Annotated in this window: 24 protein-coding genes; 9 read left to right on the forward strand and 15 right to left on the reverse strand. The window is 64.4% G+C overall.

Translation table 11 applies throughout. The features are described 5' to 3' along the window. Window positions 1-75 precede the first annotated feature (75 nt). Complete coding sequence (locus AiwAL_RS11730) at window positions 76-1,053, forward strand: GlxA family transcriptional regulator (RefSeq protein ID WP_235704849.1); 978 nt, start codon at window positions 76-78, stop codon at window positions 1,051-1,053. 13 nt (window positions 1,054-1,066) lie between these two features. Here AiwAL_RS11730 and AiwAL_RS11735 read toward each other — a convergent pair whose 3' ends face one another. Next, window positions 1,067-1,966 carry a LysR family transcriptional regulator gene (locus tag AiwAL_RS11735; RefSeq protein WP_235704850.1) on the reverse strand — a complete coding sequence of 300 codons (900 nt, stop codon included), beginning with the start codon at window positions 1,964-1,966 and terminating at the stop codon, window positions 1,067-1,069. Between the two features lie 101 nt (window positions 1,967-2,067). On the opposite strand from AiwAL_RS11735, the gene AiwAL_RS11740 reads away from it, so the two are divergent. Next, window positions 2,068-2,214, forward strand: a complete 147-nt coding sequence (locus AiwAL_RS11740) for a hypothetical protein (protein ID WP_262312739.1) — start codon at window positions 2,068-2,070, stop codon at window positions 2,212-2,214. A gap of 83 nt (window positions 2,215-2,297) precedes the next feature. On the opposite strand, the gene AiwAL_RS11745 is transcribed toward AiwAL_RS11740, so the two are convergent. From AiwAL_RS11745 to AiwAL_RS11765, 5 genes are all read right to left on the reverse strand, one after another. Further along, window positions 2,298-2,621: a hypothetical protein gene (locus tag AiwAL_RS11745; protein ID WP_235704852.1), complete on the reverse strand. Its 324-nt coding sequence runs from the start codon at window positions 2,619-2,621 to the stop codon at window positions 2,298-2,300. Between the two features lie 240 nt (window positions 2,622-2,861). Continuing rightward, a complete protein-coding gene (locus AiwAL_RS11750; RefSeq protein WP_262312740.1) occupies window positions 2,862-3,662 on the reverse strand; it encodes a cytochrome c in 801 nt (266 codons plus the stop codon). A gap of 12 nt (window positions 3,663-3,674) precedes the next feature. Further along, entirely contained in the window at window positions 3,675-5,441 is a 1,767-nt protein-coding gene (locus tag AiwAL_RS11755) for a GMC family oxidoreductase (protein WP_262312741.1), read from the reverse strand. 16 nt (window positions 5,442-5,457) lie between these two features. Next, window positions 5,458-6,204 carry a gluconate 2-dehydrogenase subunit 3 family protein gene (locus AiwAL_RS11760; protein ID WP_235704855.1) on the reverse strand — a complete coding sequence of 249 codons (747 nt, stop codon included), beginning with the start codon at window positions 6,202-6,204 and terminating at the stop codon, window positions 5,458-5,460. Between the two features lie 269 nt (window positions 6,205-6,473). Next, complete coding sequence (locus AiwAL_RS11765; protein WP_235704856.1) at window positions 6,474-8,240, reverse strand: monovalent cation:proton antiporter-2 (CPA2) family protein; 1,767 nt, start codon at window positions 8,238-8,240, stop codon at window positions 6,474-6,476. Window positions 8,241-8,417: 177 nt separating this feature from the next. Between AiwAL_RS11765 and AiwAL_RS11770 the strand changes: the two genes are divergently transcribed. Further along, window positions 8,418-8,582 (forward strand): hypothetical protein, encoded by a 165-nt coding sequence (locus tag AiwAL_RS11770; protein WP_235704857.1) that lies wholly within the window; start codon window positions 8,418-8,420, stop codon window positions 8,580-8,582. A gap of 123 nt (window positions 8,583-8,705) precedes the next feature. On the opposite strand, the gene AiwAL_RS11775 is transcribed toward AiwAL_RS11770, so the two are convergent. The 7 genes from AiwAL_RS11775 to AiwAL_RS11805 all read right to left on the reverse strand — a co-directional run bounded on the left by AiwAL_RS11775 (window position 8,706) and on the right by AiwAL_RS11805 (window position 16,233). Further along, window positions 8,706-8,969, reverse strand: coding sequence for a hypothetical protein (locus AiwAL_RS11775; protein WP_235704858.1), 264 nt, complete (start codon window positions 8,967-8,969; stop codon window positions 8,706-8,708). After that, window positions 8,966-10,267 carry a TNT domain-containing protein gene (locus AiwAL_RS11780; RefSeq protein WP_235704859.1) on the reverse strand — a complete coding sequence of 434 codons (1,302 nt, stop codon included), beginning with the start codon at window positions 10,265-10,267 and terminating at the stop codon, window positions 8,966-8,968. The genes AiwAL_RS11775 and AiwAL_RS11780 overlap by 4 nt, the downstream gene beginning before the upstream one ends. Before the next feature lie 212 nt (window positions 10,268-10,479). Next, window positions 10,480-12,033 (reverse strand): class I SAM-dependent methyltransferase, encoded by a 1,554-nt coding sequence (locus AiwAL_RS11785; protein WP_235704860.1) that lies wholly within the window; start codon window positions 12,031-12,033, stop codon window positions 10,480-10,482. Beyond that, window positions 12,030-13,073 carry a type VI secretion system baseplate subunit TssG gene (tssG, locus tag AiwAL_RS11790; RefSeq protein WP_235704861.1) on the reverse strand — a complete coding sequence of 348 codons (1,044 nt, stop codon included), beginning with the start codon at window positions 13,071-13,073 and terminating at the stop codon, window positions 12,030-12,032. The genes AiwAL_RS11785 and tssG overlap by 4 nt, the downstream gene beginning before the upstream one ends. Then, window positions 13,070-14,887, reverse strand: a complete 1,818-nt coding sequence (tssF, locus tag AiwAL_RS11795) for a type VI secretion system baseplate subunit TssF (protein ID WP_262312742.1) — start codon at window positions 14,885-14,887, stop codon at window positions 13,070-13,072. The genes tssG and tssF overlap by 4 nt, the downstream gene beginning before the upstream one ends. Then, window positions 14,880-15,401, reverse strand: a complete 522-nt coding sequence (gene tssE / locus AiwAL_RS11800; protein ID WP_235704863.1) for a type VI secretion system baseplate subunit TssE — start codon at window positions 15,399-15,401, stop codon at window positions 14,880-14,882. Before tssE ends, tssF begins: the two co-directional genes overlap by 8 nt. A 16-nt stretch (window positions 15,402-15,417) precedes the next feature. Then, the gene (locus tag AiwAL_RS11805) at window positions 15,418-16,233 is read right to left on the reverse strand and encodes a type VI secretion system accessory protein TagJ (RefSeq protein WP_235704864.1); all 816 of its coding nucleotides are present in this window, start codon (window positions 16,231-16,233) and stop codon (window positions 15,418-15,420) included. Between the two features lie 293 nt (window positions 16,234-16,526). Between AiwAL_RS11805 and tssB the strand changes: the two genes are divergently transcribed. The 3 genes from tssB to tssC (AiwAL_RS11820) all read left to right on the forward strand — a co-directional run bounded on the left by tssB (window position 16,527) and on the right by tssC (AiwAL_RS11820) (window position 20,157). Next, window positions 16,527-17,036, forward strand: coding sequence for a type VI secretion system contractile sheath small subunit (gene tssB, locus AiwAL_RS11810; RefSeq protein WP_235704865.1), 510 nt, complete (start codon window positions 16,527-16,529; stop codon window positions 17,034-17,036). Between the two features lie 3 nt (window positions 17,037-17,039). Continuing rightward, on the forward strand, window positions 17,040-18,530 hold the full coding sequence (tssC, locus tag AiwAL_RS11815) for a type VI secretion system contractile sheath large subunit (RefSeq protein ID WP_235704866.1): 1,491 nt from the start codon (window positions 17,040-17,042) through the stop codon (window positions 18,528-18,530). 154 nt (window positions 18,531-18,684) lie between these two features. Beyond that, entirely contained in the window at window positions 18,685-20,157 is a 1,473-nt protein-coding gene (tssC, locus tag AiwAL_RS11820) for a type VI secretion system contractile sheath large subunit (RefSeq protein ID WP_262312743.1), read from the forward strand. Window positions 20,158-20,222: 65 nt separating this feature from the next. Here tssC (AiwAL_RS11820) and AiwAL_RS11825 read toward each other — a convergent pair whose 3' ends face one another. Further along, a complete protein-coding gene (locus AiwAL_RS11825) occupies window positions 20,223-20,609 on the reverse strand; it encodes a hypothetical protein (RefSeq protein ID WP_235704868.1) in 387 nt (128 codons plus the stop codon). Window positions 20,610-20,703: 94 nt separating this feature from the next. Then, complete coding sequence (gene tssA / locus AiwAL_RS11830; RefSeq protein WP_235704869.1) at window positions 20,704-21,789, reverse strand: type VI secretion system protein TssA; 1,086 nt, start codon at window positions 21,787-21,789, stop codon at window positions 20,704-20,706. Between the two features lie 157 nt (window positions 21,790-21,946). Between tssA and tssH the strand changes: the two genes are divergently transcribed. From tssH to AiwAL_RS11845, 3 genes are all read left to right on the forward strand, one after another. After that, on the forward strand, window positions 21,947-24,586 hold the full coding sequence (tssH, locus tag AiwAL_RS11835; protein WP_235704870.1) for a type VI secretion system ATPase TssH: 2,640 nt from the start codon (window positions 21,947-21,949) through the stop codon (window positions 24,584-24,586). A 29-nt stretch (window positions 24,587-24,615) separates the two neighbouring features. After that, the gene (locus AiwAL_RS11840; protein ID WP_235704871.1) at window positions 24,616-25,098 is read left to right on the forward strand and encodes a type VI secretion system tube protein Hcp; all 483 of its coding nucleotides are present in this window, start codon (window positions 24,616-24,618) and stop codon (window positions 25,096-25,098) included. A 168-nt stretch (window positions 25,099-25,266) separates the two neighbouring features. After that, window positions 25,267-26,298: an IS110 family transposase gene (locus AiwAL_RS11845; RefSeq protein WP_262312744.1), complete on the forward strand. Its 1,032-nt coding sequence runs from the start codon at window positions 25,267-25,269 to the stop codon at window positions 26,296-26,298. Window positions 26,299-26,339: the final 41 nt, after the last annotated feature.

A 26,339-nucleotide genomic window follows, 5' to 3' on the forward strand; every position in this document is an offset into this window, starting at 1 on the left:
ATCCTTTCGGTTGACATCCGCATCATGAGGCCGCAGGCTTTCGGCTCAAATGACGCAGATCCCTCAATTCACGCCATGACTCGCGATATCGGCTTCTTCATCTTCCCGGATTTCCAGATTCTCGACCTGACCGGACCGCTCGCGGCGTTCCAGATCGCTGGCATGGTCGCGGAAGCCGAGCATTACCGGCTGCACGTGCTGTCCCAGCACGGCGGCGGCGTGACGGCGACGGCGGGGCTGGAGGTCGTAACGAAGCCGGTAGACGCGCGACGCCTCGACACGCTGATTATTGCCGGCGGGCGCGGCACCCGGCCCGCAGCGCAACCGCCCGGCCGTCTCGCCGCTGTCCGGTCGGCGGCTTCCGGGGCGCGCCGTGTCGCCAGCGTCTGCACCGGGGCGTTCATTCTCGCGGCGACCGGCCTGCTCGACGGACGCTCCGCCACGACGCATTGGCGCCACGCGGCATCGCTCCAGCGGCATTATCCTTCGATCCGGGTCGATGGCGACAGGATCTTCGTCAAGGACGGTCCGGTCTGGACCTCCGCCGGCATTACTGCGGGCATCGATCTGGCTCTCGCCATGATCGAGGAGGATCACGGCAGCGCGCTCGCGCGCACCGTCGCTCGGGAACTGGTGGTCTATCACCGCCGGCCCGGCGGCCAGTCGCAATTCTCCGCCATGCTCGATCTCGAACCGGACTCCGATAGGGTACGCCAAGTCTTGAGCTTCGCCCGCGAACATCTGGGCGAAGCCTTGCCTGTCGAGCGCCTGGCGGAAGCCGCCTGCCTCAGTCCCCGCCAATTCGGCCGGGTGTTCCGCGCCGAAACCGACGAAACCCCCGCCAGGGCGGTCGAGCGTCTCAGGGCGGAGGCCGCGCGGATGCGGGTGGAGGCCGGCACCGAACCGATCGAGGCGATCGCGGCATCCGTCGGCTTTGCCGATCCCGAGCGGATGCGGCGCGCTTTCCTCCGCCGGTTCGGTCAGCCGCCGCAGGCGATCAAGCGGGCGACAAGAATGGGTTCGCCGGTGCCAAGCGTCTCGCGACCGCGCTAACCCCGCGAAGCCGTCATGTCAGGACGGCGAGTGCCCCCAGTTGCCGCGCCGCATGGTCGAGAAAAGCCCGCACGCGCGCGGGCATGTGGCGCACGCTGGGCACGACGAGCTGAACCGGCAACGGCGGCGATTCGAAAGCCTCCAACAGGCGGATGAGCGTACCGGAGGCGAGATCGTCCACCACCTGGTAGGACAATGCCGCGGCAATGCCCTGGCCGGCGCGCACCGCAACCAGCTTGGCCTCGATGTCGTTCACCATCAGCCTGGGTTCGACCCGGAACGCACGCTCCTGTCCGTCGACATGGAACCGCCACACCAGCGGGCCGAGCAGGCTGGACGTGAATATGATGTCATGGCCCGCGAGGTCGTCAGGATGTCGCGGCTGCCCGCGCGCCGCGAGGTAAGCCGGGCTCGCCACCAGCACGCGGCGCACCTCGCCGACCCGCCGGACCATCAGCCCGGAATCGGCCAGCCGGCCGATCCGCACCGCGACATCCAACCCCTCCTCGATCAGATCGAGATTGCGATCCGACAGCAGCATTTCGATGCGCAGTGCAGGCCACATATCGAGAAAGGAAGTCGCCACCGGCGTTACATGCCGGCGTCCGAACACCACGGGAGCCGTCAGCCGCAACATCCCATGCAGTGACACATCCGAATCCGCGGCGCCTTGCATCACCGCATGATAATCGCCGAGCAGCCGGCGCGCCTGCTCGGCGAAACGCCGCCCGGCATCGGTCGGGGCCAGCCGCCGCGTGGTGCGCTCGAACAGCCGCGCGCCGACCCGCTCTTCCAGCCCCGCCAGCAGGCGGGTGATCGCCGGGGGCGAGCGGCGCAGGCGCCGGCCCGCCGCGGCGAGGCTGCCGGCATCCAGAATGGCGATGAAAACGGCGAGTTCGTCCAGGCGGTCCATGATTGTTCCGAATAATGGAAGATTCAATTTCGATATTTGTACATTCTACAATAAAACAACAAGAATTACCTTCGCGACTATCGCGAAGGATGAAACCGACCATGCCTCAACCCGACATCACGCTCTACGCCACCAAGCTGTCCGGCCATTGCCACCGGGTCGAGTTGCTGCTGCGGATGCTGGGGTTACCCTATCGGATCGTCGCAGCGCCGGCCGAATTCCGGCAGAGCCCGGCTTTCTGGCCTTGAATCCGCTGGGTCAGATTCCGGTTCCGAGGACGGCACGCGCGTGCCCGCGGATTCGAACGCGATCTGGTTCATCTGGCGAAACGCTATGATTCCGGGGAAATCTGGCTGCCTGACGATCCGTACGAGGCCGCATCGGTGCCGCGCTCGCCGGTTCCATCCGCCGCATAGATGCCGGCCATGAATGCCGATCCGTTCCATGCGGGCGAGCGCGAGGCGCAGCGTCTTGCCGGCACCCGGCTTTCCGGCGCCGCGATCCGCAATTTCATGCCGGACCAGCACCGGGCCTTCTTCGCCATGCTGCCGTTCCTGCCCATCGCGACGCTCGACGGCGCGGGCTGGCCGGTCGCGACGATTCTGACCGGATCTCCGGGTTTCGTCGCCAGCCCCGACCCGCAAACCCTGCGCATCGGCGCGCGTCCAGACCCGGACGATCCGATCGCCCCTCATCTCGTCGCCGGTGCGCCGGTTCAAGGGCGCCGAACGGCTCTGGCGCCTGCAAGTCTCTCACGGATGGCGCCGGCGCGGCGTGCTGCCTCTGCGCTGGGCTTTCCTGAACTATGCACCCACCACGGAGAATACCGGAACGTGGACGGAAAACCAGGCGAACGCCGCATGATGACCCGCACGCAGAAAACACGCAGCTATTCTCACGGGGTTTTCTGCAGCGTCTTGCGCGCGGCCGCCACCGCATCCTTGGCGACAGGAGCCGCCGCATTGCCCCAGTCATTGCGGATATAGGTCAGAACATCGGCGATCTGTTGATCGTTCAACAGCTTTCCGAAGGCGGGCATCGCGCTTGCCGTCGGCGCCGCCTCGGTGCCGACGCTTTGAGCGCCCTGCAGAACCACGCGCAGTAAGGTCGTCGGATTATCCGCCTGAACCTCAGGGCTGCCCTTCAGGGCCGGGAAAAGCCGCGCCTGGCCGACGCCCCGAAGCGTGTGACACGCCGCGCATTCGTCGGCGTATACCGCCCCGCCCCTTATCATCGCCGGGTTGCTGGCCGCGACCGGACGGATGTTAGCCGCTTTACCCGGCAGGGATTTCAGATACGCCGCGATGGCGTCGACCTCCGCCTCGCTCATTTTTGCGGTCACATTGGTCACAATCCCTGCCATCGGCCCAGCCGCCGCAGCATAGGAATTCCGCCCGGTCTTCAGATAATCCGCGATTTCCCCGGCCGACCAGTTCCCGAGGCCAGTGCGCTTGTCGTTGGTCAGTCCCGGAGCGGTCCAACCGCCGATAACCCGCCCACCCACCAGCGTAGCTCCGCCCGGAGCGTTATGACAGCCGGCGCAGCCATTCGACATGACCAGCTTTTTGCCCTGCGCGAGCGTTTGCGCGCTCGCGGTCCCCGACTGCGACGACGCCGCCGAAGTCGGCGGAACCAGTACGGCTTCGAAAGCGAAGCACATCAGAACGAATAGGCATGACGAAATGGCCTGTCTCATGATCTTCCGCTTTCACATGGGCACCATCGGCCCAGGATTTTTCAGGTATTTCGTCTTGATCGCGTCCAGCGCCCAATAGGTCGTCGCTCCCACGGTTCCGGTGGGATTATATCCGGCGTTTTGCGGAAACACGCTGGCTCCGAAAACGAAGACGTTCGATACGTCCCAGCTTTGCAGATATCTGTTGACCACGCTGTTCGATGGATTGTCACCCATCACCGCGCCGCCCGTATTATGTGTCGTCTGATAGGGAACCACGGAATAGGGCGCGGTTCGCGGATAGGCTGCCAGCCGTGACGCACCCATGGCCTTGCCGATCCCGGCCAGTTTCTTCGTCACGAACGCGGACATTTTCAGCTCGTTCTCGTGCCAGTCGAAGGTCATGCGCAGCAGCGGGCTGCCATACGGATCCTTATAGGTCGGGTCCAGATCGAGATAGGCATCCCGATAACTGTAAACGCTGCCCTGAATGCCCAGCGCATAGACCGATTGATAATTTTCCTTGGTCGCCTTCTTCCAGCCCGAGCCCCATTTCGGATCGTCTGGAAAATACGAAATCTGGCCGATCGGCCGGCCGCCGGTCTGGGTCGCCGACATCACGCCGCCGCCGACGAAACCGAGCCCGGAATGATCGAAATTGTCGCCGTTGAAATCATCGACGGACACGCCGATCGCGCCGCCGGAAATGAACGGATTAAGGATCGTGTCCTTCAGCTTCACCAGAACGCCGGAGGTGCACTGATAGGCGTAATTGCGTCCGACGACACCGGTATTGGTCTTCGGATCGTAGGGTTTGCCGATACCGGAAAGCAGAAGCAGATGGACGCAGTTGAACGAAAACGCGCATACCAGCACCATGTCGGCCGGCTGCATCAAGGTTTCACCCGCCTGATCGACATAAGTGACGCCGGTGGCTTTCTTCCCCGTGCTGTCGAGATTGATCTTCGTTACGTTGCAGTTGGTCCGCGCCTCGAAATTTTTGCGCAGCATCAGGGCCGGCAGCACGCAGGTCTGCGGGCTCGCTTTCGAATAATTACCGCAGCCGAACCGCTCGCAAAAGCCGCAATAGGTGCATTGCCCCATCGCGACGCCCAGCGGATTGGTGTAGGTTTGCGACAGATTCGCCGATGGCACCGGAAACGGATGATAGCCGAGCGACTGCGCAGCCTTGCCATAGAGCGTGGAACCCAGCGGCTGCTTGTTTGCGGGCGTCGGATATTCCGAGCTACGCGGCCCCTCGAACGGGTTGCCACCGGGCTGGATCTTGCCATCGAGATTGCCGGCCGTACCTGAAATTCCAGTGAGTTTCTCGAACCTGTCGTAATGGGGTTCGAGATCCTGATAGCTGACCGGCCAATCCTGAATGGTCATGTTCTCGGGCAGGATCTTGCTGCCGTAACGCTTGGTCAGATGCGAGCGAAGCTTGAAATCGGTTTCCAGAAACCGGTAGGTCATGCCATTCCAATGGACACCCGCACCGCCCACGCCATTGCCGGGTAGAAACGAGCTGAACTTGCGCACCGGCAAGGCGGTCTGTCCGATCTTGTTGCGCAAGGTCACAGTGCTTTGCTCCGGCCTCTGGAACAGGTCGAGGTGGATCGCGTAGCGCAATTCGTCCGGCGCCCAGGAAGGCGGAAAATCGGTCGCGGTGTCGCGCCAGACGCCGCGTTCGAGTGCGACGACATTCAATCCCGCACCGGTCAGCTCATAGGCCATGATGGCTCCGGTCCAGCCCAACCCGATGATTGCGACGTCCGTTCGTGGAAGAGTACGCGCCATGGATGTATACCTCGGCTCAGGAGTGAGCGGACCAGTCGGGATGCGATTCAATGCCGATCGGCGGCTTGGGATAATGCTCGTTGTGCCGATCGACCCAATCCAGGTAATCATAGCGCGCGCCTGGAAACCCGATCATCTTCCATCCCGCCATGCCGCGATTGCCGCCATAGACCGGATCGGCGAAAAAACCTTCCTTGGTGTTCTGCCAAAGGATCTGAAAAAACGCCTTGCTGCTGAGCCCTTTCAGTCGAAGCATTCCCGATTCCATCTTGACGATGATCTTGTCCTGCTCGGTTGCGGCGAGCTGAGCGAATGACTTGCCGAAATAGGCATCGGCACAATATTCATTCAGCGCGTCGATGGTTTTCCGATAGCGCTGCGCCGGCGTGATCGGGCTTTGTGACCCCTGCCCCGGCAATCCCTCGGCGAACGGCGGCGCCATGTAGAGCCCCTTATCCTGGCCGAACGCGCCCGAAAGCTGCCTGTCGATATAGACGGCGATGCCGACCTCCTTGCCGCCGGGGGAAAGATCGTCCGCCGGAATCAGCCGGTCCACCAGCGCCTCGATCGTCGCCGCTTCCGCCGGCGTGAAATAGGTCCACCCACTTTCCGAAACCGGCACCGGCGCATGATCCTGGTCAGGGGACCAGGGCAGCGCGCCGTGATAGGTATCGGCGCTCGCTCGTGTTAAACTGCCGAGAAGTGCCGCACAGGAGGTCGAGGATACGAGAAATACGCGGCGGGTGAATCGCTTGTCAAGCATTGCTTCGGCCCTTTACCCACACAGCCGCCCTCTGCTACGACCCAGATCGGATCGCCATCGTCCAGGCCAGCATTTTTATTCAATCCGGTTAAGGACGATAGCGGCAATATGAGTTGGCACGCAAGCGATTTCTGGGCCGCCGATCAGGCAGCGAGATTCCTGCCGGCGGGTGGAACCGCCTTGAAAATTCCCTAACTGACCCCGCGTTATGCATCATGCGATACTCTGACATTCTCGCCTGGGCCGGCGCCAGCGTATACCCACGAGGGCTATCGGCGATCCGCCTCGAACAATTCCTGCAATTCGGCGATACTCTGCTGCAAGCTCGCGATCACCCGGCCTTCATCGGCGGCGAAACTCCTGGTGTCGGTCAGAATCCGTTCGTCGTGCTCGCGGAATGCCTCGACGGTCCGCGCCGCCTCGCCGGCGCCAATATCGAGCGCGGTCAGCGTCATTTCGCCGAGTTTCAGGCTGGAGAGCAGGGTTTCGCGCACGATGTGCGACACGCCGAGATCGAGCAGGAGCTGGGCATGGCGGCGGTTGCGCGCGCGGGCGAGAATGGTGAGATGCGGCAGATACCGGCGCGCGAGCTCAGCGAGTTTCAGCGCCGCCTCGGCGTCGTCCAGCGCGATCACCAGCACTTGCGCCGCATCGCCCCCCGCCGCGCGCAGCACGGAAAGCCGCGTCGGGTCACCGAAAAACACGCGCGCGCCGAACCGACGCACGAAAGCGACCTGCCCGGCATTCTGATCGAGTGCCGTGAACGGAATCCGGCGCACCGAGAGCAGCCGCCCGACGATCTGCCCGACCCGGCCGAACCCGCAGATGATCACAGGCGCCGGCGCACCGGACGCGATGTCGTCCGCCGGCGCGGGCCGCTTTCCCATGCGCGGAATCGCCAGCCGCTCGATCGCGGCAAAGATAAGCGGGGTTACGATCATCGACGCGGCGACCGCGAGCGTCGCGAGATCGGCGGTGGTCTTGGGCAGCACGCCGGCGGTCACGGCGACCCCGAACAGGACGAAGCTGAATTCGCTGCCTTCCGGCAGGGCGGCGGCGAAGCGCAGCGCGGTGGGCCCATTGCGGCGCTTGACGAAGGAGACGGCGAACCCGACCAGCGCTTTCACCGCGAGCATCGCCGCGACGGCGGCCAGGATCGTCAAAGGCTGTGCCGCCAGCAAATGGACATCGACCGACATGCCGACCGAGATGAAGAAAAACCCGAGCAGCAGCCCTTCGAACGGTTCGATATCGGCCTGGATCGCATGGCGAAACTCGGAATCGGACAGCAGCGCCCCGGCCATGAAGGCGCCGAGCGAAGCCGACAGCCCCGACCAATGAGCGAGGACCGCGGTGCCGATCACGATCAGCAAGGTCATCGCGGTAAACACCTCTGGGTTCCGCGCGCCGCCGATCAGCCGAAAAATGCGCTCGACCAGGAACATCCCGCCCGCCAGAATGGCAATCACGGCGAGCACCGCCCGCCCGGCGGCAAGCCACGGCAGATGGGCCGGAAGATGGCTCGGCAGATGCGCGGCACCGAACAGCGGCACCAACGCCACCAGCGGAATGAACGCCATGTCCTGGAACAGCAGGACCGCGAACGCGTCCCGCCCCGAAGCGGCGCTGAGCAAGCTGCGCTCCTTCAGCATCGGCAGGACGATGGCTGTGGATGACAACGCAAGGCCGAGCCCGATCAGCGCGGCCACCAGCCAGGCGAGACCGGCGAGATGGCCGAGCAAAGCGAGAATCGCCGCACTCGGCAGCATCTGACCGAAACCGAGGCCGAGAATGGTCTTGCGCAGAATCCAGAGTCGGTGCGGCCGGATTTCCAGCCCGATCAGGAACAGCAGCATGATCACGCCGAGTTCGGTGACGTTCTGGATCTGCGCGACGCCGGTGACCAGCCGCAGCCCGGCCGGGCCGATCGCGAGGCCGGCGACGAGATAGCCGACGATGCTGCCCACGCCGAGGCGGCGGGCGATCGGCACGGTGATCACCGTCGCCGCGAGCAGGGCCAACAGGGTTTCCAGCATGAGCGCGATCTCCCGAAACCACGCCAGTCGATCCGCCCAACCAAGCCCTGTCAACCGCGGGAAAGAATCGAGAGCGTCGCGGTTTTCGGCACGCGTCATTGCGAACCCGCGCTGCGGGTGAAGCAATCCGGTCTTTCCAACCGGTGGATTGCCTCGGTCGCGAACTATCCCAAGAGGGTGTCGCAAACCTATGCCGATATCGGTGGCATCTTGGCGGGCTATGGCTTCGATCGGGTCCAGGTCAGCATTTACCTGACCGACAAGGACGATTTGGCCAACCTGTTCGCCGCGATCATGGCCCTGAAACGGCTTGCCGTGGTTTCCGGGATCGGTTATTTGTAAAATACGGCCAACATTATTTATACCAAGTTGGTATGGCGTTGTTCCGTCCGGTGCAAAATAATTTTCTATACCCCGAGATGGATCAACCCATTGCCATTGGATCAAGCAAATTTTCTGAAAATCTCATTTTTGAAAATCCACCTCTTCCCCATAGTCTTCCATCATTCTCTGCGAAACCTTCTGTAGCATTGCTCTGCACGCAGAATCCTCATTATCAAATGTTGCTAATATTTGTTTTTTTCCACGCTCGCTATAATACACAGACCATCCTTGTATGGTCTCTTCAACACCAAAAAGATCACCAATATTAGTGTCTGTTATTTCGTATACGACGTTTTCTTTTATCCCATTTTTTTCTAATATTTTTTTCATGTCATTCTTATTCATGGAGCGATCTCCTTTAGAAAGCCATTTTTTATCAATTCATCAACCGAACTGGATGTCATATATTGTGTTGCCCCGCCTTCTTCATCAAACCATGCCGCAGCCCGTCCAGACTGAACAGTGAGTGGTTTCAGAACCTCAAACGCATGATATGGCATCGAAGCCTCGTCATACGGAAGTGCGCGCGCTCCGAAAGAAGCTCCTTTCGGTGACAAAAATCTACCAAAATTCGATCCATACCGGTCAATTTGCGTTCCGGGATCAAGTGTTTGACCAACCTGGTCCGATGAAAACCCGTCGTTCGGTGGCCATGATAATTTTCCAGTCTTCGGATCAAACCATTCATTCGACAGATCTGAACGAAGTTTTGGACTCTTAATTGGAGATCGCTCTGTGCGAATTTTGTCCTTTTGCACCGGATTAGACGGCGGTTCTTCTTGTGGCTCGTCCTTGGCCAACCGGACCTCATGCACATTCTCGGTGATTTTTTTGAGCAGGACTGTAATACCGAGAGAAACCAGCGCCGCCGCTGCCAGCTTGGCCGCCAGCAAAATCTCGTCTCGCGTGGTCGCTCGGTCGGCCTTGATCACCGCCTCGATGAAATCCTTGCCGGCGATCACCCCCGCCCAGCCGAACTGCCACCAGGCCAGACTCGCGATCATCATATCCACGGCAGCATCTGCCCCCGGAACAGCCTGGAGCGCCCCGATGCCACCAAGGAACACCGCCATGATGGTCAGGTTCTCAGGCGTCAGAAACGCCTCGAACTCGCCCTTCGCAGCGCCGACCAGACAGTCGGGGATCGCCTTGAACATCGCGACGATCTTCTGCCGCCCGCTCCAGCCGGAAACCGCGCCGGCCGCCGGCGGGATCGGCCGGCCGGGGTCCCGGCGGATGATGCCCTGGTGCGGTGAGCGCCGGAAACAGAACACCGCGACGGACCGGTTCTCGACGTCCCGCTTCAGCCGGTCGATCAGTTGCGGCGCCTGATCCATGGACCAGACATGCTGCCAGTCCATGTAGAAGTCGCGGATCGCGTCGATCTCGTTGCCAACGCTCCCGCTGACCCGGTGGCCGTGCTTCAGGGCATCCAGCAGACGATCGAGGCCGATCCCGCCGATGTAATCCTGGTGCCACCCATCCCCGAACACCTGGAACCGCCGCGCTTCGTGGGTGTCGAACGAATGCGGCAGCACCAGATAGACATCGAGCCCGTCGCGCAACTCCAGATGCGGATGCGACGGAAACGGTGACTGTTTCCGCCGTTGGTCTTGCCAGTACCGCCCCGGAACCTCACTCACGTCACGCGATCCCAAAGGCGCGGTACTGGAGCGGACAAGCTCTCGAAGGCCGCTCGGCATGGCAATCGTTTCATTGCCTATGTCACGATAATACGTAGCCAGAACGAATGTCCCGAACTTCGTTCCACCCAATCTACCCAAATAGCCTCTTTTGACCCTTCCAGATCAAACAACCGAAACCTCAGCGCCGCCAAAAAACCACCCGCGCACCTTCAGCACACCAGCCCGAGCGCGTTCAGCATCTCAGCCTGATCCTCGAAAAACGAGGCGAAGGCGTCCGTGATTTTTTCGTGGGTCTCGGCGTCCGTCCGCTCGGCGACATCCTCGGCCCAGCGCGTGAGGGTCGCACGGTCCGGCCGGGGCAGCGCCTGTCCGATCGTCGCCTCGTTCAGCCAATCCTGCTGGCGCAACACGGCGAAGGCGGCGAGGCCCGGCAGGGTGAACCCGCCGCCGAGCGCGGGCACCGCCAAACCGACCGGCTGCATCACGCTGCCGCCCTGCGCGATTTCGGCAAACATCGCGGCATTCAGCCGCACCGAGGCCGGGTCCATCCGCGCCGCCGGATCGGCCACGGCCACCGCCTGCCCGGTGCCGACTAGCATGGCGGCAAGCTCCGCCGGCTGCGTCACGGTCGTCCTGGCCGGATCGCCGCGCCGCGCGACATCGAGCAACTCGCCGATGCTCGCCGGCCCTTGGGCAAGCCGCGCGAAAACCGGCTCGTAGAGGGCTTCGTTCATCGTCGCCCGGCCTGACGACGTGTTGAATTCCAGCTTCCGGCGCGCATGAGGCACTGCGAGGCCGAGCCATATCCCGCTCAGCATCGCGTCCCGCCGCGCCGGCTCCAGCCGCATCGCGCCGCGGATGAACACGTCGTGGCGCAGCGGCTGCCCGGTGCAGACATCCTTGATCAGCTCCAGCATCACCGGGTCCTCGAACTCGGCGGCAATCGCGCGCGCGACATCGCCGATGATCAGATCCGGGAAATTCTCCAGCAGCCGCGCCGAGCCGGCATAGGACAGTTTTGCTTCGGCGAACCGCACCGCGACATCGATATGAAAGCACGGCGCCCAGTTCTCGTTCATGAATTCATGGGCGAGATAGGCGGCGGGCTTGTCGGCGATATGTTCGATGATCCGCCGCGCCCAGGGTTCGACCACGTCGTCCCCCGCTTCGGCCAGCCGCCGCACCAGACCGAAACCGCGCTCGGCCTGACGATCGGCGCGAAACGCGAGGCGCGACCCGCTTTCGCGCATCAGCCGCTGCAGCCCGAGCATCCCGCGCCAGGCCGGCAGCACGTCGTAGCTGACATGGCACAGGCCGCCCGGCTTCAACTTCGCATCGAGCAGCCGCAGCACGCCGTCCCGCACCGGCGGCGCCACCCAGGTCCAGACCCCGTGTAGACTCGCGGCATCGATCTCGGGCAGCGCCATCGCGGTGGGACTTTCGGCGAACCGCGCAAGATCGGCCTCGACGAACCGGCAATTGGCGATGCCCGCCCGCGCGGCGAGCGAGCGTGCCGCCGCGACATGGGCGGGGTTGAAATCGAGCCCGGTCACCTGCCAGCCGGGATTCGCCGCCGCCAGGATCAGCGCGGTGAAACCGCGCCCGCAGCCGATATCGACGAAATGGAACGCCCCATCCCGGTTCGGAATCGGCGCCGCGAATCCCGCGACCAGCGCGGTCAGCGCCATCTGGCGCGGCGACTGCTCGGCATAAAATCCGGGCGCATAGGCGATATCGGTCACATAGCCGCCCCCCCAGCTCATGCCGTCCTCGCGGATTCGATCGTCGCCGCACTGAAGGTCGCCTGATCGGCGCGCGGCGGCCCGGTCAGCGCCGAAGCGGGCGAGGGCAGCCAGCCGGTCCAGGACAGTCTGGGCGCCGAAGCGCCGCCCAGCTTCATCACCGGGATTTCGGCGGGGTCGAGAATCAGGTTCACCGCGAAATCGGCCTCCATGCCCACATAGGCGCGCACCATCGAGACCAGCCGCCGCAGCACCGGCTTGTCCGGCAGCAGCGCCTCGAATTCGCTCCGCGACAGCGGACCGATGCGCAGCAGAAATCGCGCCTGCTGGTCGAAGGCGCGCGCGCCCGCCGCGCAATCCACGCCCAGCCGGTTGAACTGGCCGGGCGAGCGGCCGCGCGGCATGCGGCTCTGCTCGTCGGGATCGAGCCGGAGCCAGCTCCCGGCGAATTCCTCGATCTCCACCTTCCGTTCCAGCCAGTCCGACACCAGCGCCCGCAGCCGGTCCGCCGAGCGCGGCCGGCTCGCAAAGAAACCCGCGTAATGCTGGATCGCCGGCGCCCCGGCGGCCAGGCGCCCGATCAGGTGCCTGGTATCGAACCCGGTCAGCGCCAGCAGGATCCGCCCGGCGGGATCGCTTGCCGCCGGATCGTCCGCCGCCCCGTTGTGGCGCATCACCGTCCGGTGCCCGATCTCCGCCGCGAGATGCGGACGATATTTCACCCCCGCGACGGCGAAGCCCGCAACCAGCCGCTGCGCCAGCAGCGCGAGGAAATCCGCCATCGCCGGCGAGCGGGCCCGGTTCGCCTGGGCGACCAGCTCGGTATACCAGCGCGGCAGCGGCCCCGATGCGCCGATTAGCCCGATCAGCCTTGTCGAAAGCCGTCCCGGTGCCGCCGCATCGACTTCGGCAACCGGATGCGCGAGCGACACCGGCGCCGAAAAGCCGATCGCCTCGCCCGCATCGCGCCTGCCCGACGCGATCCAGAGCAGCCGCACCGCCGCGCCGAAGCGAAACCGCGCCGGCACGCGCACCAGCCGGGCGAACGGCCCTTCCGTCATAACAGGGTGCGATGCCCGGCGCGCGGCGGAAACCGCATCGCTGGATCGGTCCGGCCGCGCAGCCGCAGCGTGGTGCGGACGAAGGAATTGATCGTGCCGTGCAGCGCGAGAAACCGTTCCAGCACCGCGCCGAGCAGAAACAGCCCGTTTTCCTGGTAGGGTTTCGGGTCGAATTCGAGCGTCACGTCGAGCCCGCGGCAGAAGCTGCCGAGCCGCCCGCCCGGCACCCGCGCGATGCCCGGCTTCGCCGAAACGCCGATCAGCGCCTCGATCGCCGCCCGTGTTTCCGCCGTCTCCGCCCGGTCGTACAGGCGCAGCACGTCGCGCAGCGCCGCCGCACCCTCCGCCCCGCCGACCACCGACAAATGCCCGAGCGAGAGATGCGAAATCAGCCGCCACGCGCCGCGCTCGGCAAGGCGCGGCCGTAACGTCGTCCCCGGCGGCGTCAGGCAGGCGATGCGCGAAACCCCATCATGCGGCGATAGCGGCGTCAGATGTGGATGGCCGCCGCCGAACGGCAGCGCCGCCGGCAGATCGCGATTGACGCACAGCGCCTCGACCGACAGCACCGTATCTGCGCTGGTCTGCGGGTCGAATTCCGGCGCGAAGGGTGCGAGGAACGTCTCGGTTCCCCCCAGCGCCGCCGTCGCCGGGCGGCGCGCTTCGAGATAATACCCGCCCGGCGCCGCGCCCTCGCCATGACCGGCGCGATAGAAGGGCAGCCACGGCTTCACATTGCCTTCACGATCGGTCTCCCGCACGCCGGTAATGCCCCAGACCTCCATGCCGGTGGCACGCCGTGCGTCCGGCACCACCCGATATTCGGTATCGGTGTGATCCAGGCGGATCGGCTCGCAATGCTGGGAAAAGATGTTCACCACCGGCGTGCAGCCGAGGGCGAGGTGCTCGGCGCTCACCGCACGCTCCAGCTCGATCGCCGAACGGTCGAGATAGATGAAAATCTCCAGCCGGTTGCCCGAATGCGCGAGCGTCTTGCGGTCGAGCCCGTCGAGATCGAAGAACATGAATTTTTCGGAAAACGCGAAATACTCGGCGAGCAGCCGGAATCCGGTGAAGCCGCGCGAGGGCCAGGGCAACAGCGCCTCGTCCTCGGCGAAACCCACCGGCACCACCGCCTCGCGCCCCAGGATCACCGGGTTCGGATCGCCCGGCGCCTCGGCCAGCGCCACCCCGATCGTATGGGCGGCAAGCAATTCGTACAGATGCGGCGCGATCGCCGGACCGCCGCGCAGATAAAACCGCAGCCGGTCGAGCCCGAGTGCTGCGAAGCTCAGCTCCGGCGCCATGGTGCCGAGCACGATGCGCAGCACCGACGCCGCACCCGGCGCGAGCGGATTGACCGGCGCCACGAAAGGCTGGCCGGCGAGCCGGACCTGCTCGATCCGTACCGGCCAGAGCGAAACCGGATAGGCGGTCTGGAACCGGCACGCCTGGCCGCGCACCCGCTCGGTCTCCAGCACGAAACCGGCTTTCAGATGAACATTCGCCTGCAAATCGGGCCGGCATTCGAACTGTGCGATCGCCGCCGAGGGGATCGGCGCCAGAAATCCCGGATAGAGCGCGCCGAGCAGCGCGTCGGTCAGCTCGGGAAACTCGTCGTCCAAACGTTTATGGACCCGCGCCGACAGGAACGCGACGCCGTCGAGCAGGCGGGCGACATGCGGATCGTCCACCGCATCCGGCGACAGCCGCAGCCGTCCGGCGATCTTGGGATGGGTCTCGGCGAACTCCGCCGCGAGCTTGCGGATCGCGAGCAGTTCGCGGTTGAAATAAGGCAGCAGCGCGTCAGACAAAACGCTCGCCTTTCACTTCGATCTCGGCAGAGGTCGCGTCCACCACGGTATCGAAGCTGATCGGCTCGGGCGCCGGATCGGCGTGCAGCAACCCGTCGATCCGCATATGCAGTGTCGGGTCGAGCGGATTTTCCGCCGGCACCAGCCGCACCGTCACTTGCGCGAAACGCGGCTCGAACAGCTTGATCGTGCGCTCGACCTCGGCGCGGAACGCCTCCCGCGCCCCCGGATCGGCCATGCTGCCCGAGGTATAATCGGGCAACCCGTAGCCGGCGATCGAGGATTGCAACTCGCCGAGCAGAGGCGGCAGCGACCGCCAGCGGCGCTTGGCGTTGAGCAGGGCTTCGAGATCGCGCCGCACCGCGCGGCGCAGCACGGCGAGCGCCTCGCCGGGCGAAATCGGCCGGTCGCGGTCGCGGTCCGGCGCGTCGTCGAGCAGCCGGTCGAGCGGCGAAAGCTGCACCCGCGCCCCGGCATCGCGCACCCGGTCATTGAAGGCGGCCTTGCCGCTCACGGAAATCCGGCGCTCATCATTCGGCGAAGCGCAGCGCGCCGAGTTCCATGATCGGCACCGCCTCGTCACCCACCAGGAACTCGCGCTGACCGACCCCGGCAACCGGCCCGTCGCCTTCGGTCCAGACCGTGGCGCGGCCGAGGCGGTATTCCGCGCCGAGTGCCGGATCATCCGACGCATAGGTGACCGGGATATAGACATCGCCGTCCGGCCCGGACGCGACGGCAAGGCTGGCCCGGCGCCAGATCAGGTCGCGCGGCCGCACGGGCTTATGGAAGGTGATCTCGGCGACGCGGGCGATCGGCACCCAGAAATATTTCCCGGTCGTGGTCAGAACTTCGAGAATGCCGGAGGTGATATCGCTCGCGTCGCGGAAATCCTCGAACTTAACGCCGTCGGCTTCGCCCGTCATTGTCTTGCGGCCGGCTTCGGCCGCATCGGCCGCCTTGCGTGCCGCCGCCGCGTCGCCGGCCCGGAGCGCGACCAGCGCTTCCAGCAATGCGCGTTCGACCGGCCCCGGCTCGTCCAGAAACTCCGGCACCCGCCCGTCGCGATAAAGCTGGCGGCGCGCCATCTCGGCGCGCAGCAACTGGCGGAACTCGGCAACCACCACCGCGGCGCCGGGATCGAGCTGGCCGGCGGCGTCGAGCAGTACGTCGGCGCGTTCGAAATTGCCTGCGAAGACCAGCATTTCCGCGAGCAGAACCCGTGCGGCGACATCGGCGGGCTTCGCCTTCACCGCAACGGTCGCGGCGGCGATCGCATCGTCGAGACGCCCGGCCCGGAACGCGGCTCCCGCACTGCCTTCCGTCGGTATCGTGTTGCCCTGCATTGTCAACGCCCCTGCCCGTTACGTTACGAACGATCGTATTGAAACACCGGCGCCGGCGCAATGCCATCGCAATCGTGATGTTTACGGCCCCGCAAGGGTGCGCTAACATCCCGGCGGGACCGTGCGACGATCGAAGCCGAGCCGATTACGGTTGACCTTGCGTGCGGCGGCGGCATACGATCCGGCAAAAGAACGGAACCGGCCGGGTCGTGCGATCCGGCACGACTTATGGCCGATGTTTCACCCGAAACAGTGACGGCTCGCGACACAGGCGCCTTTTGGGGGACCGGACGATGAGCGGCAGTATTCATGAAAAACTCAAACGCGTGCGCAAGCCGCGCGTGCATATCACCTACGATGTCGAAACCGAAGGCGCGCAGATCGAACGCGAACTGCCCTTCGTCATGGGCGTCATGGGCGATTTCTCCGGCGATCCGACCCAGCCGCTGAAGCCGCTGGCCGACCGGAAATTCATCCAGATCGACCGCGACAATTTCAACGACGTGATGGCGCGGATGACGCCCGGCCTCAAGCTCAAGGTCGACAACAAGCTCGCCGACGACGGCAGCCAGATGGCGGTCGATCTCAAATTCAACGGCATCGAGGATTTCGACCCGGAGCGGGTGGTGCAGCAGGTGCCGGCGCTCAAGGCGCTGCTGGAGACGCGCAACAAATTGCGCGACCTGATGAGCAAGGCCGACCGTTCCGAGCAGCTCGAATCCCTGCTCGAACAGGTGCTGCAGAACGATGCGGAGCTGAAGGCGCTGTCCGGCGAACTCGGCCTCGGCAAGCAGGAGGGTTGATCGATGTCCGGCACCCAGTCAGACCCCGCCGCCGCCACGACGACGACGACCGAAACCGTCAGCCTGCTCGACCAGGTGGTGGGCGCGACCAAGCAGACCGAGCCCGATCGCGCGCAGGAATTGGTGAGAACGCTGGTCCAGGAAGCGCTGACCGGCACCGTCACCTTCGACAAGAACCTGACCCGCACGATCGACCGCGCGATCGCCGCGATCGACCACAAACTTTCGGTCCAGCTCAACGAGGTGATGCACAATCCGCGCTTCCTTCAGCTCGAAGGAAGCTGGCGCGGCCTGCATCATCTGGTGATGAACTCGGAAACCGGCACCTCGCTCAAGATCAAGGTCGTGAATATGACCAAGCGGGAGCTGAACCGCGACCTGACCAAGGCGGTCGAGTTCGACCAGAGCCAGTTGTTCAAGAAGCTCTACGAGAACGAATTCGGCACGCCGGGCGGTGAGCCCTATGGCGCGCTGATCGGCGACTATGAATGGACCAACCACCCGGACGACATCGAATCGCTACGGCTGATCTCCAACGTCGCCGCCGCGTCCTTCGCGCCGTTCATCTCCGCCGCCGGCGCCGGCATGTTCGGCTTCTCGGACTGGAACGAGCTGTCGAAACCGCGCGATCTCGCCAAGATCTTCGACACGGCGGAATACGCGAAATGGCGCGGCTTCCGCGACACCGAGGATTCCCGCTTCGTCTCGCTGGTGATGCCACGGGTGCTCGCCCGGATGCCCTACGGCGCCGCGACCGCGCCGGTCGAGGACTTCAATTACGAGGAAGCGCCGCAGGACCCGTCGGGTGCGGCGCGGCCGATGGGGCATCACGATTATTGCTGGATGAACGCCGCCTACATGATGGGCGAGCGGCTGACCGCGAGCTTCGCCACGTCGGGCTTCTGTGTGGCGATCCGCGGCGCCGAGGGCGGCGGCAAGGTCGAGAACCTGCCGTTCCACGTCTTCCAGTCCGACGATGGCGACATGGACGCCAAATGCCCGACCGAAATCGGCATCACCGACCGGCGCGAGTTCGAGCTTTCGAATCTCGGATTCCTGCCGCTCTGCCACTACAAGAACACCGACTATGCCGTGTTCTTCGGCGCGCAGTCGGCGCAGAAACCCAAGAAATACGACCGGCCGGACGCCACCGCGAACGCCGCGATTTCCGCCCGCCTGCCCTATATCATGGCGTCCAGCCGGTTCGCCCATTTCCTCAAGGTCATGGCGCGCGACAAGATCGGCTCGTTCATGGAAGCCAAGGATTGCGAGAACTGGCTGAATCGCTGGATCGGCAACTATGTCAACGGCAACCCCGATGCCGGGCCGGAAATGAAGGCCAAGTATCCGCTGCGCGAGGCGAAGGTCGAGGTCAAGGAAATCCCCGGCAAGCCCGGCTCCTACAACGCGGTCGCCTATCTGCGCCCCTGGCTGCAGATGGAGGAATTGACCACGTCGATGCGGATGGTCGCCCGCATCCCGCAAAAGGCATGAATCCTACTCTGGCGGCGATCCGACGGCGTTTTGCCGCGCTCCGGTGCTCACGTACTGACGTACGCTCCGCTCCGGTGCTCGCAAAACACCGCCGGCTCACTCGCCAGAGCGAATTCCCCAACACTCTCTAATCAAGATGCTGCGCGAGGCCGTTTTGTCCGGCCGCTATTTCGGCGACCGGCATCAGGCGGCGGCCGGTGATCTCGCGCGATTTCTCACCGCCTCGGCCCCGGCGGCGCTGTCGCTCTGGCTCGGCGCCGATACCGCCGGCATCCTGCGCGATCCCGACCGGTTCGGCGCGATCCTCGACCACGACATCGCGACGATCGACGCGATGCTGAACCGCCAGATCGACGCGATCCTGCACCATCCGCGCCTCACCCGGCTCGAAGGAAGCTGGCGCGGCCTCGACTGGCTCGCATCGCGGATCGAGGTGAACGGGCGCGTCCGGCTGCGCGTTCTGCACGCGTCCTGGCCGGAGCTTTGCCGCGACCTCGAACGCGCGCCGGAATTCGACCAGAGCAACCTGTTTCGCCGGATCTACGAGGATGAGTTCGGCAGCCCAGGCGGCGAGCCCTATGGGCTGATGGTGATGGATTACGATATCCGCCACCGTCCCGGCCCTGGTGCCGCGACCGACGATGTCGCCGCCCTCGCCGCCTTGTCGGCGGTCGCCGCCGCCGCGTTCTCGCCCATGGTGTTCGGCGCGGCACCCGCGCTGTTAGGGGTGGACCGGATCGACGAGCTGTCCGGCGTGCTCAACCCGGCGGCGATTTTCGCCGGGCCCGACTATCAGCGGTTCCGCAATCTCGGCAACCGGGAGGATATGCGCTTCGTCGGCATCGCCCTGCCGCGCCTGCGCGCCCGCCCGCTCTGGGATGAGGCGCCGGCGGCGCAGCGCGGCTTTCGCTATGCCGAGCAGGTGGACACGGGCGACGACATCGTCTGGTTCGCCGCCGGCTACGCCATCGCCTTCGCCGTCGCCCGCGCGATGACGACCTATGAGTGGCCGGCCGACATGCGCGGCTACATCCAGGACTGGCCGGGCAGCGGCCTGATCGAGGCCGGCACCGCGCCGCATTTCTCGCCCGATCCGCCGGAAGGGCTCGATCGGTTCGAGACCGAGCTTGCCTTGACCGACGCGCAGGAGCGCGCCCTGGTCGATGCCGGGCTGATGGCGCTGTCATCCCTCGGCTTCGGCGGCCAGACCGTGCTGGGCGCCGCGCGCAGCCTGCAAACCCCGCGCCGCTATGCCGGTCCGCGCGGCGAGGCCGCCGAGGCGAATGCGCGCCTCTCCGCGCAGTTCAACACCATCGTCTGCGTCGCCCGCTTCGCCCATTTCATCAAGGTGATGGGCCGGGACATGACCGGCGCGTTCCGCACCGCCGCCGAGATCGAGCGCGAATTGTCCGCCTGGCTGCGCCGCTACACCAATGCCAATCGCGATGCCGGGGCGGAAACCAGGGCGCGCTACCCGCTGCTCGACGCGTCGGTCCAGGTGCGCGAACTGCCGGCGAAACCCGGCTCGTTCGGCTGCACCATCCTGTTGCAGCCGCACTATCAGCTCGACGACATCGCCGCCTCGTTCCGGCTGGTCACCGAACTGTCTGCTCCGGGCGTTGGGTAAGACGCGTTCGTTGATTTGTTCAATATTTTTGAACGAGACGAGTCCGAAATGGTATTCCAAGATTGTTATTGTTCTTTAGTTTTTTCTAATTTTTCTAAACGAAGTTCTAATTGATGTAGTTTTTCAGAAATTTTTGATTTGTTTTGGGCTGTAATATCATTTTTAATTAATACATAAGCGCCGCTCCACAGGATTATTGTAAAATTGATTGAGTAGGCCAAATAGTTAAACACAGCACCACGAACAATTATTGAGCGGAATGTCACAAAAAAGAATGACAACGTTGAAAATGCAAATATGATGGATTCAACGCCCCCTGAATCAATAAATTTGATAATAGCGTTACCATTTGGCCAATGGATTTTTCTCATGACAAATGCTCTCCTTCCGCCGTTTCCCCGCGTTGCGTCATCGCGAGCTGAAAGCGAAGCGGTCCATTCCGGGGTTGGCAAGATAAATTGCTTCGCCTCCGGCTCGCAATACTTCCAACTCGCGACAGCCGATCAGTGAGAGCGAGTTTCGATCTAATAAAATCCTAAATTTTCCTCACTGCCCCGGCTTAATCCCGAGCGCCGTCAGCATCGCCTGCCGGGTCGCCGGATCGGCCAGGATATCCTCGATCAGTTCCGGCCAGGATAGCCGCGCGCGGCGCACCGCCTCGTCGATGGTGAGCGGGATCGGCGATTGCGGCTCGGTGCGGCGGAAAAATTCGGCGATTTCGCTAAGCTGGCGCAGCGCGTCCTCGCGCGAGCGCACCGGGCCGCGCGCCTGCGGCACACCGCCGGCCTGATCGGGCATTGCCATCGTTTCAGCCTCGGCTTCCGTGGGCGCCGCCGCTTCGGGCACGACCGCCGGCGCGTAACGCCGGGCGATCGCGGCAATCTGGTCGAGCAATTCGCTCACCCGCCCGGTCGGCGGCGAATCCGCGCCGGCCACCTCGTCGAGCGCCGCAGCCATGGCGCGCCATGCGGTCGCCGCATCCTGCGCCGCGCGCGCGAGGCCGGCGAAATGCGCCGCACCGGCGGCGCGCGCCGCAACCTCCAGCTTGGCGAATTCGGGAACGCCCGCGGCAATTCGCGCGGCCTTGCGCTTCTCGTCGCCGAGCCCCGCGGTTTCCTCCGCCTGCTGGAACTGGAACAGCGCCACCGGCGTCCCGTCGGGCATCGCGAACAGCGGCAGCTTGCGCAAGGGCTGCATCAGCGTGCCGTCGCCGCCCACCCCGTTCAGCCCGGCGACCGGGGCAAGCCGCGTCTCCATCCCGTCCTCGTCGGGCAGCGGATGCAAACCGTCCCAGAAGCCTCTCGCCAGCCCTTCGATGAGCCGCGCGCCCTGCGCGAGACCGCCAAGCCCCTCCTCGCGCAGCAGCGCCTCGGTCAGCCACGCCGCGACCTCGAGATCGCGGGTTTTCCCGAGCACCGATTGTGAAACTTGCAGGACAGTGCGCCAATGCTGCGCGGCATCCGGCTCCAGCGACGGATCGGCGTCCGCCGCACGTTCGGCGGCCCGCGCGTCAGAGCGCGCGTCGCGCAGCCGGTAGTAAAGCGACTGAGGCGCGTAATCCGCGCGCAGATCGGCGCCGCAGGGCGCATCGCCCTCGATCGGTTCTAACAAAACGGTAAGGTCGAGCGCCATGCCCACGCGTCTCCAAGGTAACACAGGTCATACGAAAGCGAAGTTTTCCGATCCGATCTGGACAAGCAGACCATTAACACATAACATCGAACGTGACTATTCTTGCGCCGGAACGACGCGGGATGGTTTCGGTCTGCAAAAATTCGAGAGGGAGGTCATGGCGGCGATTGATCTGAAATCGTTGATCGCACGGCTGGATGATCATTGCCGTCGCAGCCTGGAGGCCGCTGCGGGGCTTACCCTGTCGCGCAGCCATTACAATGTCGAGATCGAGCACTGGCTGCTCAAGCTCGCCGACGGCACCGACACCGACATTCCGCTCATCCTGCGCCATTACGAGATCGATCACGGACGCTTCCTGATCGATCTCAACCGCGGGCTCGACCGGATGAAAACCGGCAATGCCCGCGCCCCCGCTTTGTCGCCCGACATCGTCGATCTCGCGAAACAGGGCTGGCTGCTCGCCTCCATCGAGCACGGGCTGTCGCGCACCCGCTCCGGCCATCTGCTCTGGGCGCTGCTGGCCGATGAAGGGCTGGCCCGCCGCGCCCGCGACGCATCGGGCCAGTTGCTGAAAATCCAGCCCGACGCGCTGAAACGCGATTTCGCCGCGATTACCGGCAATTCCGCCGAGGCGCAGAGCGCGACCCTCGCGGCGGACGGCGCGCCCGCCGCTGGCGGCGAGGACGGCGCGGCGCGCCCCGGCGGTTCGGCGGCGCTCGACCAGTTCACCGACGATCTGACCGCCCGCGCGCGCGTCGGCAAGATCGACCCGATCCTCGGCCGCGACTTCGAAATCCGCCAGGCGATCGACATCCTCACGCGCAGGCGCCAGAACAATCCGATCTTCACCGGCGAGGCCGGGGTGGGCAAGACCGCCGTGGTCGAAGGCTTGGCGCTGAAGATCGCCGAGGGCGACGTGCCGGAGGCGCTGAAGCCCGTCACCATCCGCACGCTCGACATGACGCTGCTCCAGGCCGGCGCGGGGGTGAAGGGCGAATTCGAGAACCGGCTGAAATCGGTGATCGACGAGGTGAAAGCCTCGCCCAAGCCGATCGTCCTGTTCATCGACGAGGCACATACGCTGATCGGCGCCGGCGGAGCGGCCGGCCAGAACGACGCCGCCAATATCCTGAAACCCGCCCTCGCGCGCGGCGAATTGCGCACCATCGCGGCGACGACCTGGGCCGAATACAAGAAATATTTCGAGCGCGACGCGGCACTCACCCGCCGCTTTCAGGTGGTGAAGGTCGAGGAGCCGGCCGAACCGATGGCGACCGCGATGATCCGCGGCCTGGTCGGCACTTTGGAAAAACACCACAAAGTGCGCATTCTCGACGAAGCGGTCAGCGAGGCGGTGCGGCTTTCCGCACGCTACATCCCGTCGCGCCAGTTACCGGACAAGGCGATTTCCCTGATCGACACCGCCTGCGCGCGCGTGGCGATGAGCCAGGTGACCGAGCCCGCGCCGATCGAGGATCGCCGGCGCCGCATTGCCCTGATCGACACCGAAACCGGCATTCTCGACCGCGAGATGGCGAGCGGCGGCGACCACGCGGCGCGGCGCGGCGAACTCGCCGAGGAACGCGCGAAACTGACCGACGAACTCGCCGCGCTCACCGCGCGCTTTGCCGAGGAAAAGACCCTCGCGGCCAAGATAGCCGAATTGCGCGGCAAGCTCGAAACCCCTGATTCCGCCGAGGACAAGGACGCACTGCGCGCCGAACTTGCCGAGCGAACCGCCGCGCTGAAGGCCCTGCAGGGCGAGGAACCGCTGATCTTTCCGGTGGTCGACGGCCAGGCGGTCGCGGAAATCGTCGAAAGTTGGACCGGGATTCCGGCGGGACGAATGCAGTCCGATGAGATCAACACGGTGCTCAACCTGCGCGCGGCGATGGAGCGCCGCATCGTCGGCCAGCCGCACGCGCTGGAAGCCGTCGCCCAGGCGATCCGCACCTCGCGCGCCCGCCTGACCGATCCGCGCAAGCCGATCGGCGTGTTCCTGATGGTCGGGACCTCGGGCACCGGCAAGACCGAAACCGCGCTGACCCTCGCTGACCTGCTCTATGGCGGCGAGCAGAACGTCACCACGATCAACATGACCGAGTTCAAGGAGGAGCATAAGGTTTCGCTCCTGATGGGCAGCCCGCCCGGCTATGTCGGCTATGGCGAGGGCGGCGTGCTGACCGAGGCGGTGCGGCGGCGGCCCTATTCGGTCATTCTGCTCGACGAGATGGAAAAGGCGCATCCCGGCGTGCAGGACGTGTTCTTCCAGGTGTTCGACAAGGGCAACATGAAGGACGGCGAAGGGCGCGACATCGACTTCAAGAACACCGTCATCATCATGACCTCCAACGCCGGCACCGAGTTGATCGACAAGCTGTTCGCCGATCCCGAAACCGCGCCCGACGCGGCGGGGCTGGCCGAGGCGCTGCGCCCGGAGCTGATGAAATATTTCAAGCCGGCCTTTCTCGGCCGGGTGACGCTCGTGCCGTATTTCCCGCTATCGGACGCGGTGATCCGCCAGATCGTCGGGCTGCAGCTCAACCGGATCGCGCGCCGGGTGCGCGAATCCTACAAGGCGAGCTTCGATTACGTTCCCGAACTGGTCGAGACCATCGCGGCGCGCTGCAAGGAAAGCTCGTCCGGCGCGCGCAACGTGGAAAACATCCTCTCGCGCAGCCTGCTGCCGGAGCTGTCGGCGGAGGTGCTGGCCCGGTTGGCGGAGGGCGAGACGATTTCCCGCGTGACTGTCGGCATCGATCCGCAGGGATCGTTCCGTTACGAGCTTGGCTAGGCTTTTCACAACCCAGCAGGAGAGAGACTATGGCTATCTATATGAAATACGCATCGATCGACGGCGATGTGACCACCGAGGGATATTCGAAATATATCGAGCTGAACAGCGTGCAATGGGGTGTCGGCCGTGGTGTCGCGATGCAGTCGGGCAGCGGCGAAGGCCGCGAATCCAGCCTGCCGAGTCTGTCCGAAGTGACCGTCACCAAGGATTATGACGTTTCGAGCCCCGACCTCCTGAAGGAAGGGCTGAGCGGCGGTGCGAAGGATGTCGATATCGTCTTCACCCGTACCAACAAATCTGGCTCCGGCGTCGATAAATATCTCGAAGTGAAACTGAAGGACGTCATCATGTCGGGCCTGAGCATGAGCTCGGGCGGTGATAAGCCGAGCGAATCCCTCTCGCTCAACTATTCGTCGATCAGCTTCGTCAGCATCCCGATGAAGGACGACGGCACGCAAGGCACCCAGAGCGTGGTGAACTTCGACCTCAAGACGATGAAAATGAGCTGATTTTGCTCCAACCCGGCGCGCAAGCGCCGGGCTTTCTCCCGTCAAAGATTAGATGCCGTAATGGGCCTGTGGCCGAGCTATAGGCGGCGTGGTGGCTGTCCCCCAGAGTGATGGTGTGTTGAACGGGGGTCCGAATGGGTCGGCCCCAAGCATCATCGAGGAACAGCCATGGAGTATTATGTTGGAATTGACGTCTCGCTGAAAGAGAGCAGCGTGTGCGTGGTGGATGGCAAGGGGAAGATCGTTCGCGAGGCGAAGGTGGCGAGTGAGCCTGAAGCGCTTTGCCGACTTGTCGGCGGGATCGGCTTGCCGCTGACCCGGATTGGTCTTGAGGCGGGTCCGCTATCGCAATGGCTGCGTGAGGGGCTGGTGGATGCCGGCTTCGAGGTGGTGCTGCTGGAGACGCGGCATGTGAAGGCGGCGCTGTCGGCGATGACGGTGAAGACCGATCGGAAAGATGCGCGCGGGATCGCTCAGCTGCTTCGCATGGGGTGGTATCGGCCAGTGCATGCCAAGTCGGCCGGCGCTCAGGAAGTGCGCGCCCTGCTTGTCGGACGCAAGCTGCTGCAAGCCAAGCTGTTGGATGTGGAGCTCAGCATTCGCGGTATCCTGCGTGGCTTCGGTCTAAAAGTTGGCGAGGTCAGTCGCGGGCGTTTTGAAGTTCGTATCCGGGAGCTTGCTGACGGGCATGCCATGCTCGAGACGGTGATCGGCGCAATGCTGCAGGCCAGGGCTACGCTATGGAGTGAGTTCACCCGCCTGCACCGCGCGATGCTGAAGATCGCACGGGCAGACCATGTCTGCCGGCGGTTGATGAGTGCGCCCGGGGTCGGCGCCCTCGTCGCGATCACCTATCGCTCCGCGGTCGACGAACCCGAGCGGTTCTGCAAATCCCGGATGGTTGGCGCGTATTTCGGATTAACACCGAAGAAATACCAATCCGGCGAAACCGACATCGACGGCGGGGTCAGCAAGGTCGGCGATGCCATGGTGCGGACAGCGCTTTTTGAGGCGGCGCACATCATGTTGACACGGGCAACGCGGTTTTCTGCCTTGAAGCGATGGGCGATGGGTGTGGCAAAGCGGCGTGGCATGAAGCGGGCGAAAGTCGCGCTCGCTCGCAAGCTCGCGGTGGTGCTGCACCGGATGTGGGTTGACGCAACCGAGTTCCGTTGGGCGAAAGACGCCGCAACGGCGTAAAGGAGGAGCAAGCTTTCAAGGGGCGGGCCGGCTCCGGCACC

The sequence above is a fragment of the Acidiphilium sp. AL genome (assembly GCF_025499445.1).
GTDB lineage: Bacteria > Pseudomonadota > Alphaproteobacteria > Acetobacterales > Acetobacteraceae > Acidiphilium > Acidiphilium iwatense.

Bases quoted from the DNA above. Each gene is read 5' to 3' on its own strand.
- AiwAL_RS11730 (WP_235704849.1), top strand. From the start codon at position 76: ATGACTCGCGATATCGGCTTCTTCATCTTCCCGGATTTCCAGATTCTC.
- AiwAL_RS11735 (WP_235704850.1), bottom strand. From the start codon at position 1,966: ATGGACCGCCTGGACGAACTCGCCGTTTTCATCGCCATTCTGGATGCC.
- AiwAL_RS11740 (WP_262312739.1), top strand. From the start codon at position 2,068: ATGCCTCAACCCGACATCACGCTCTACGCCACCAAGCTGTCCGGCCAT.
- AiwAL_RS11745 (WP_235704852.1), bottom strand. From the start codon at position 2,621: ATGCGCAGGGTTTGCGGGTCGGGGCTGGCGACGAAACCCGGAGATCCG.
- AiwAL_RS11750 (WP_262312740.1), bottom strand. From the start codon at position 3,662: ATGAGACAGGCCATTTCGTCATGCCTATTCGTTCTGATGTGCTTCGCT.
- AiwAL_RS11755 (WP_262312741.1), bottom strand. From the start codon at position 5,441: ATGGCGCGTACTCTTCCACGAACGGACGTCGCAATCATCGGGTTGGGC.
- AiwAL_RS11760 (WP_235704855.1), bottom strand. From the start codon at position 6,204: ATGCTTGACAAGCGATTCACCCGCCGCGTATTTCTCGTATCCTCGACC.
- AiwAL_RS11765 (WP_235704856.1), bottom strand. From the start codon at position 8,240: ATGCTGGAAACCCTGTTGGCCCTGCTCGCGGCGACGGTGATCACCGTG.
- AiwAL_RS11775 (WP_235704858.1), bottom strand. From the start codon at position 8,969: ATGAATAAGAATGACATGAAAAAAATATTAGAAAAAAATGGGATAAAA.
- AiwAL_RS11785 (WP_235704860.1), bottom strand. From the start codon at position 12,033: ATGAGCTGGGGGGGCGGCTATGTGACCGATATCGCCTATGCGCCCGGA.
- tssG (WP_235704861.1), bottom strand. From the start codon at position 13,073: ATGACGGAAGGGCCGTTCGCCCGGCTGGTGCGCGTGCCGGCGCGGTTT.
- AiwAL_RS11805 (WP_235704864.1), bottom strand. From the start codon at position 16,233: ATGCAGGGCAACACGATACCGACGGAAGGCAGTGCGGGAGCCGCGTTC.
- tssB (WP_235704865.1), top strand. From the start codon at position 16,527: ATGAGCGGCAGTATTCATGAAAAACTCAAACGCGTGCGCAAGCCGCGC.
- tssC (WP_235704866.1), top strand. From the start codon at position 17,040: ATGTCCGGCACCCAGTCAGACCCCGCCGCCGCCACGACGACGACGACC.
- tssA (WP_235704869.1), bottom strand. From the start codon at position 21,789: ATGGCGCTCGACCTTACCGTTTTGTTAGAACCGATCGAGGGCGATGCG.
- tssH (WP_235704870.1), top strand. From the start codon at position 21,947: ATGGCGGCGATTGATCTGAAATCGTTGATCGCACGGCTGGATGATCAT.
- AiwAL_RS11840 (WP_235704871.1), top strand. From the start codon at position 24,616: ATGGCTATCTATATGAAATACGCATCGATCGACGGCGATGTGACCACC.
- AiwAL_RS11845 (WP_262312744.1), top strand. From the start codon at position 25,267: ATGGAGTATTATGTTGGAATTGACGTCTCGCTGAAAGAGAGCAGCGTG.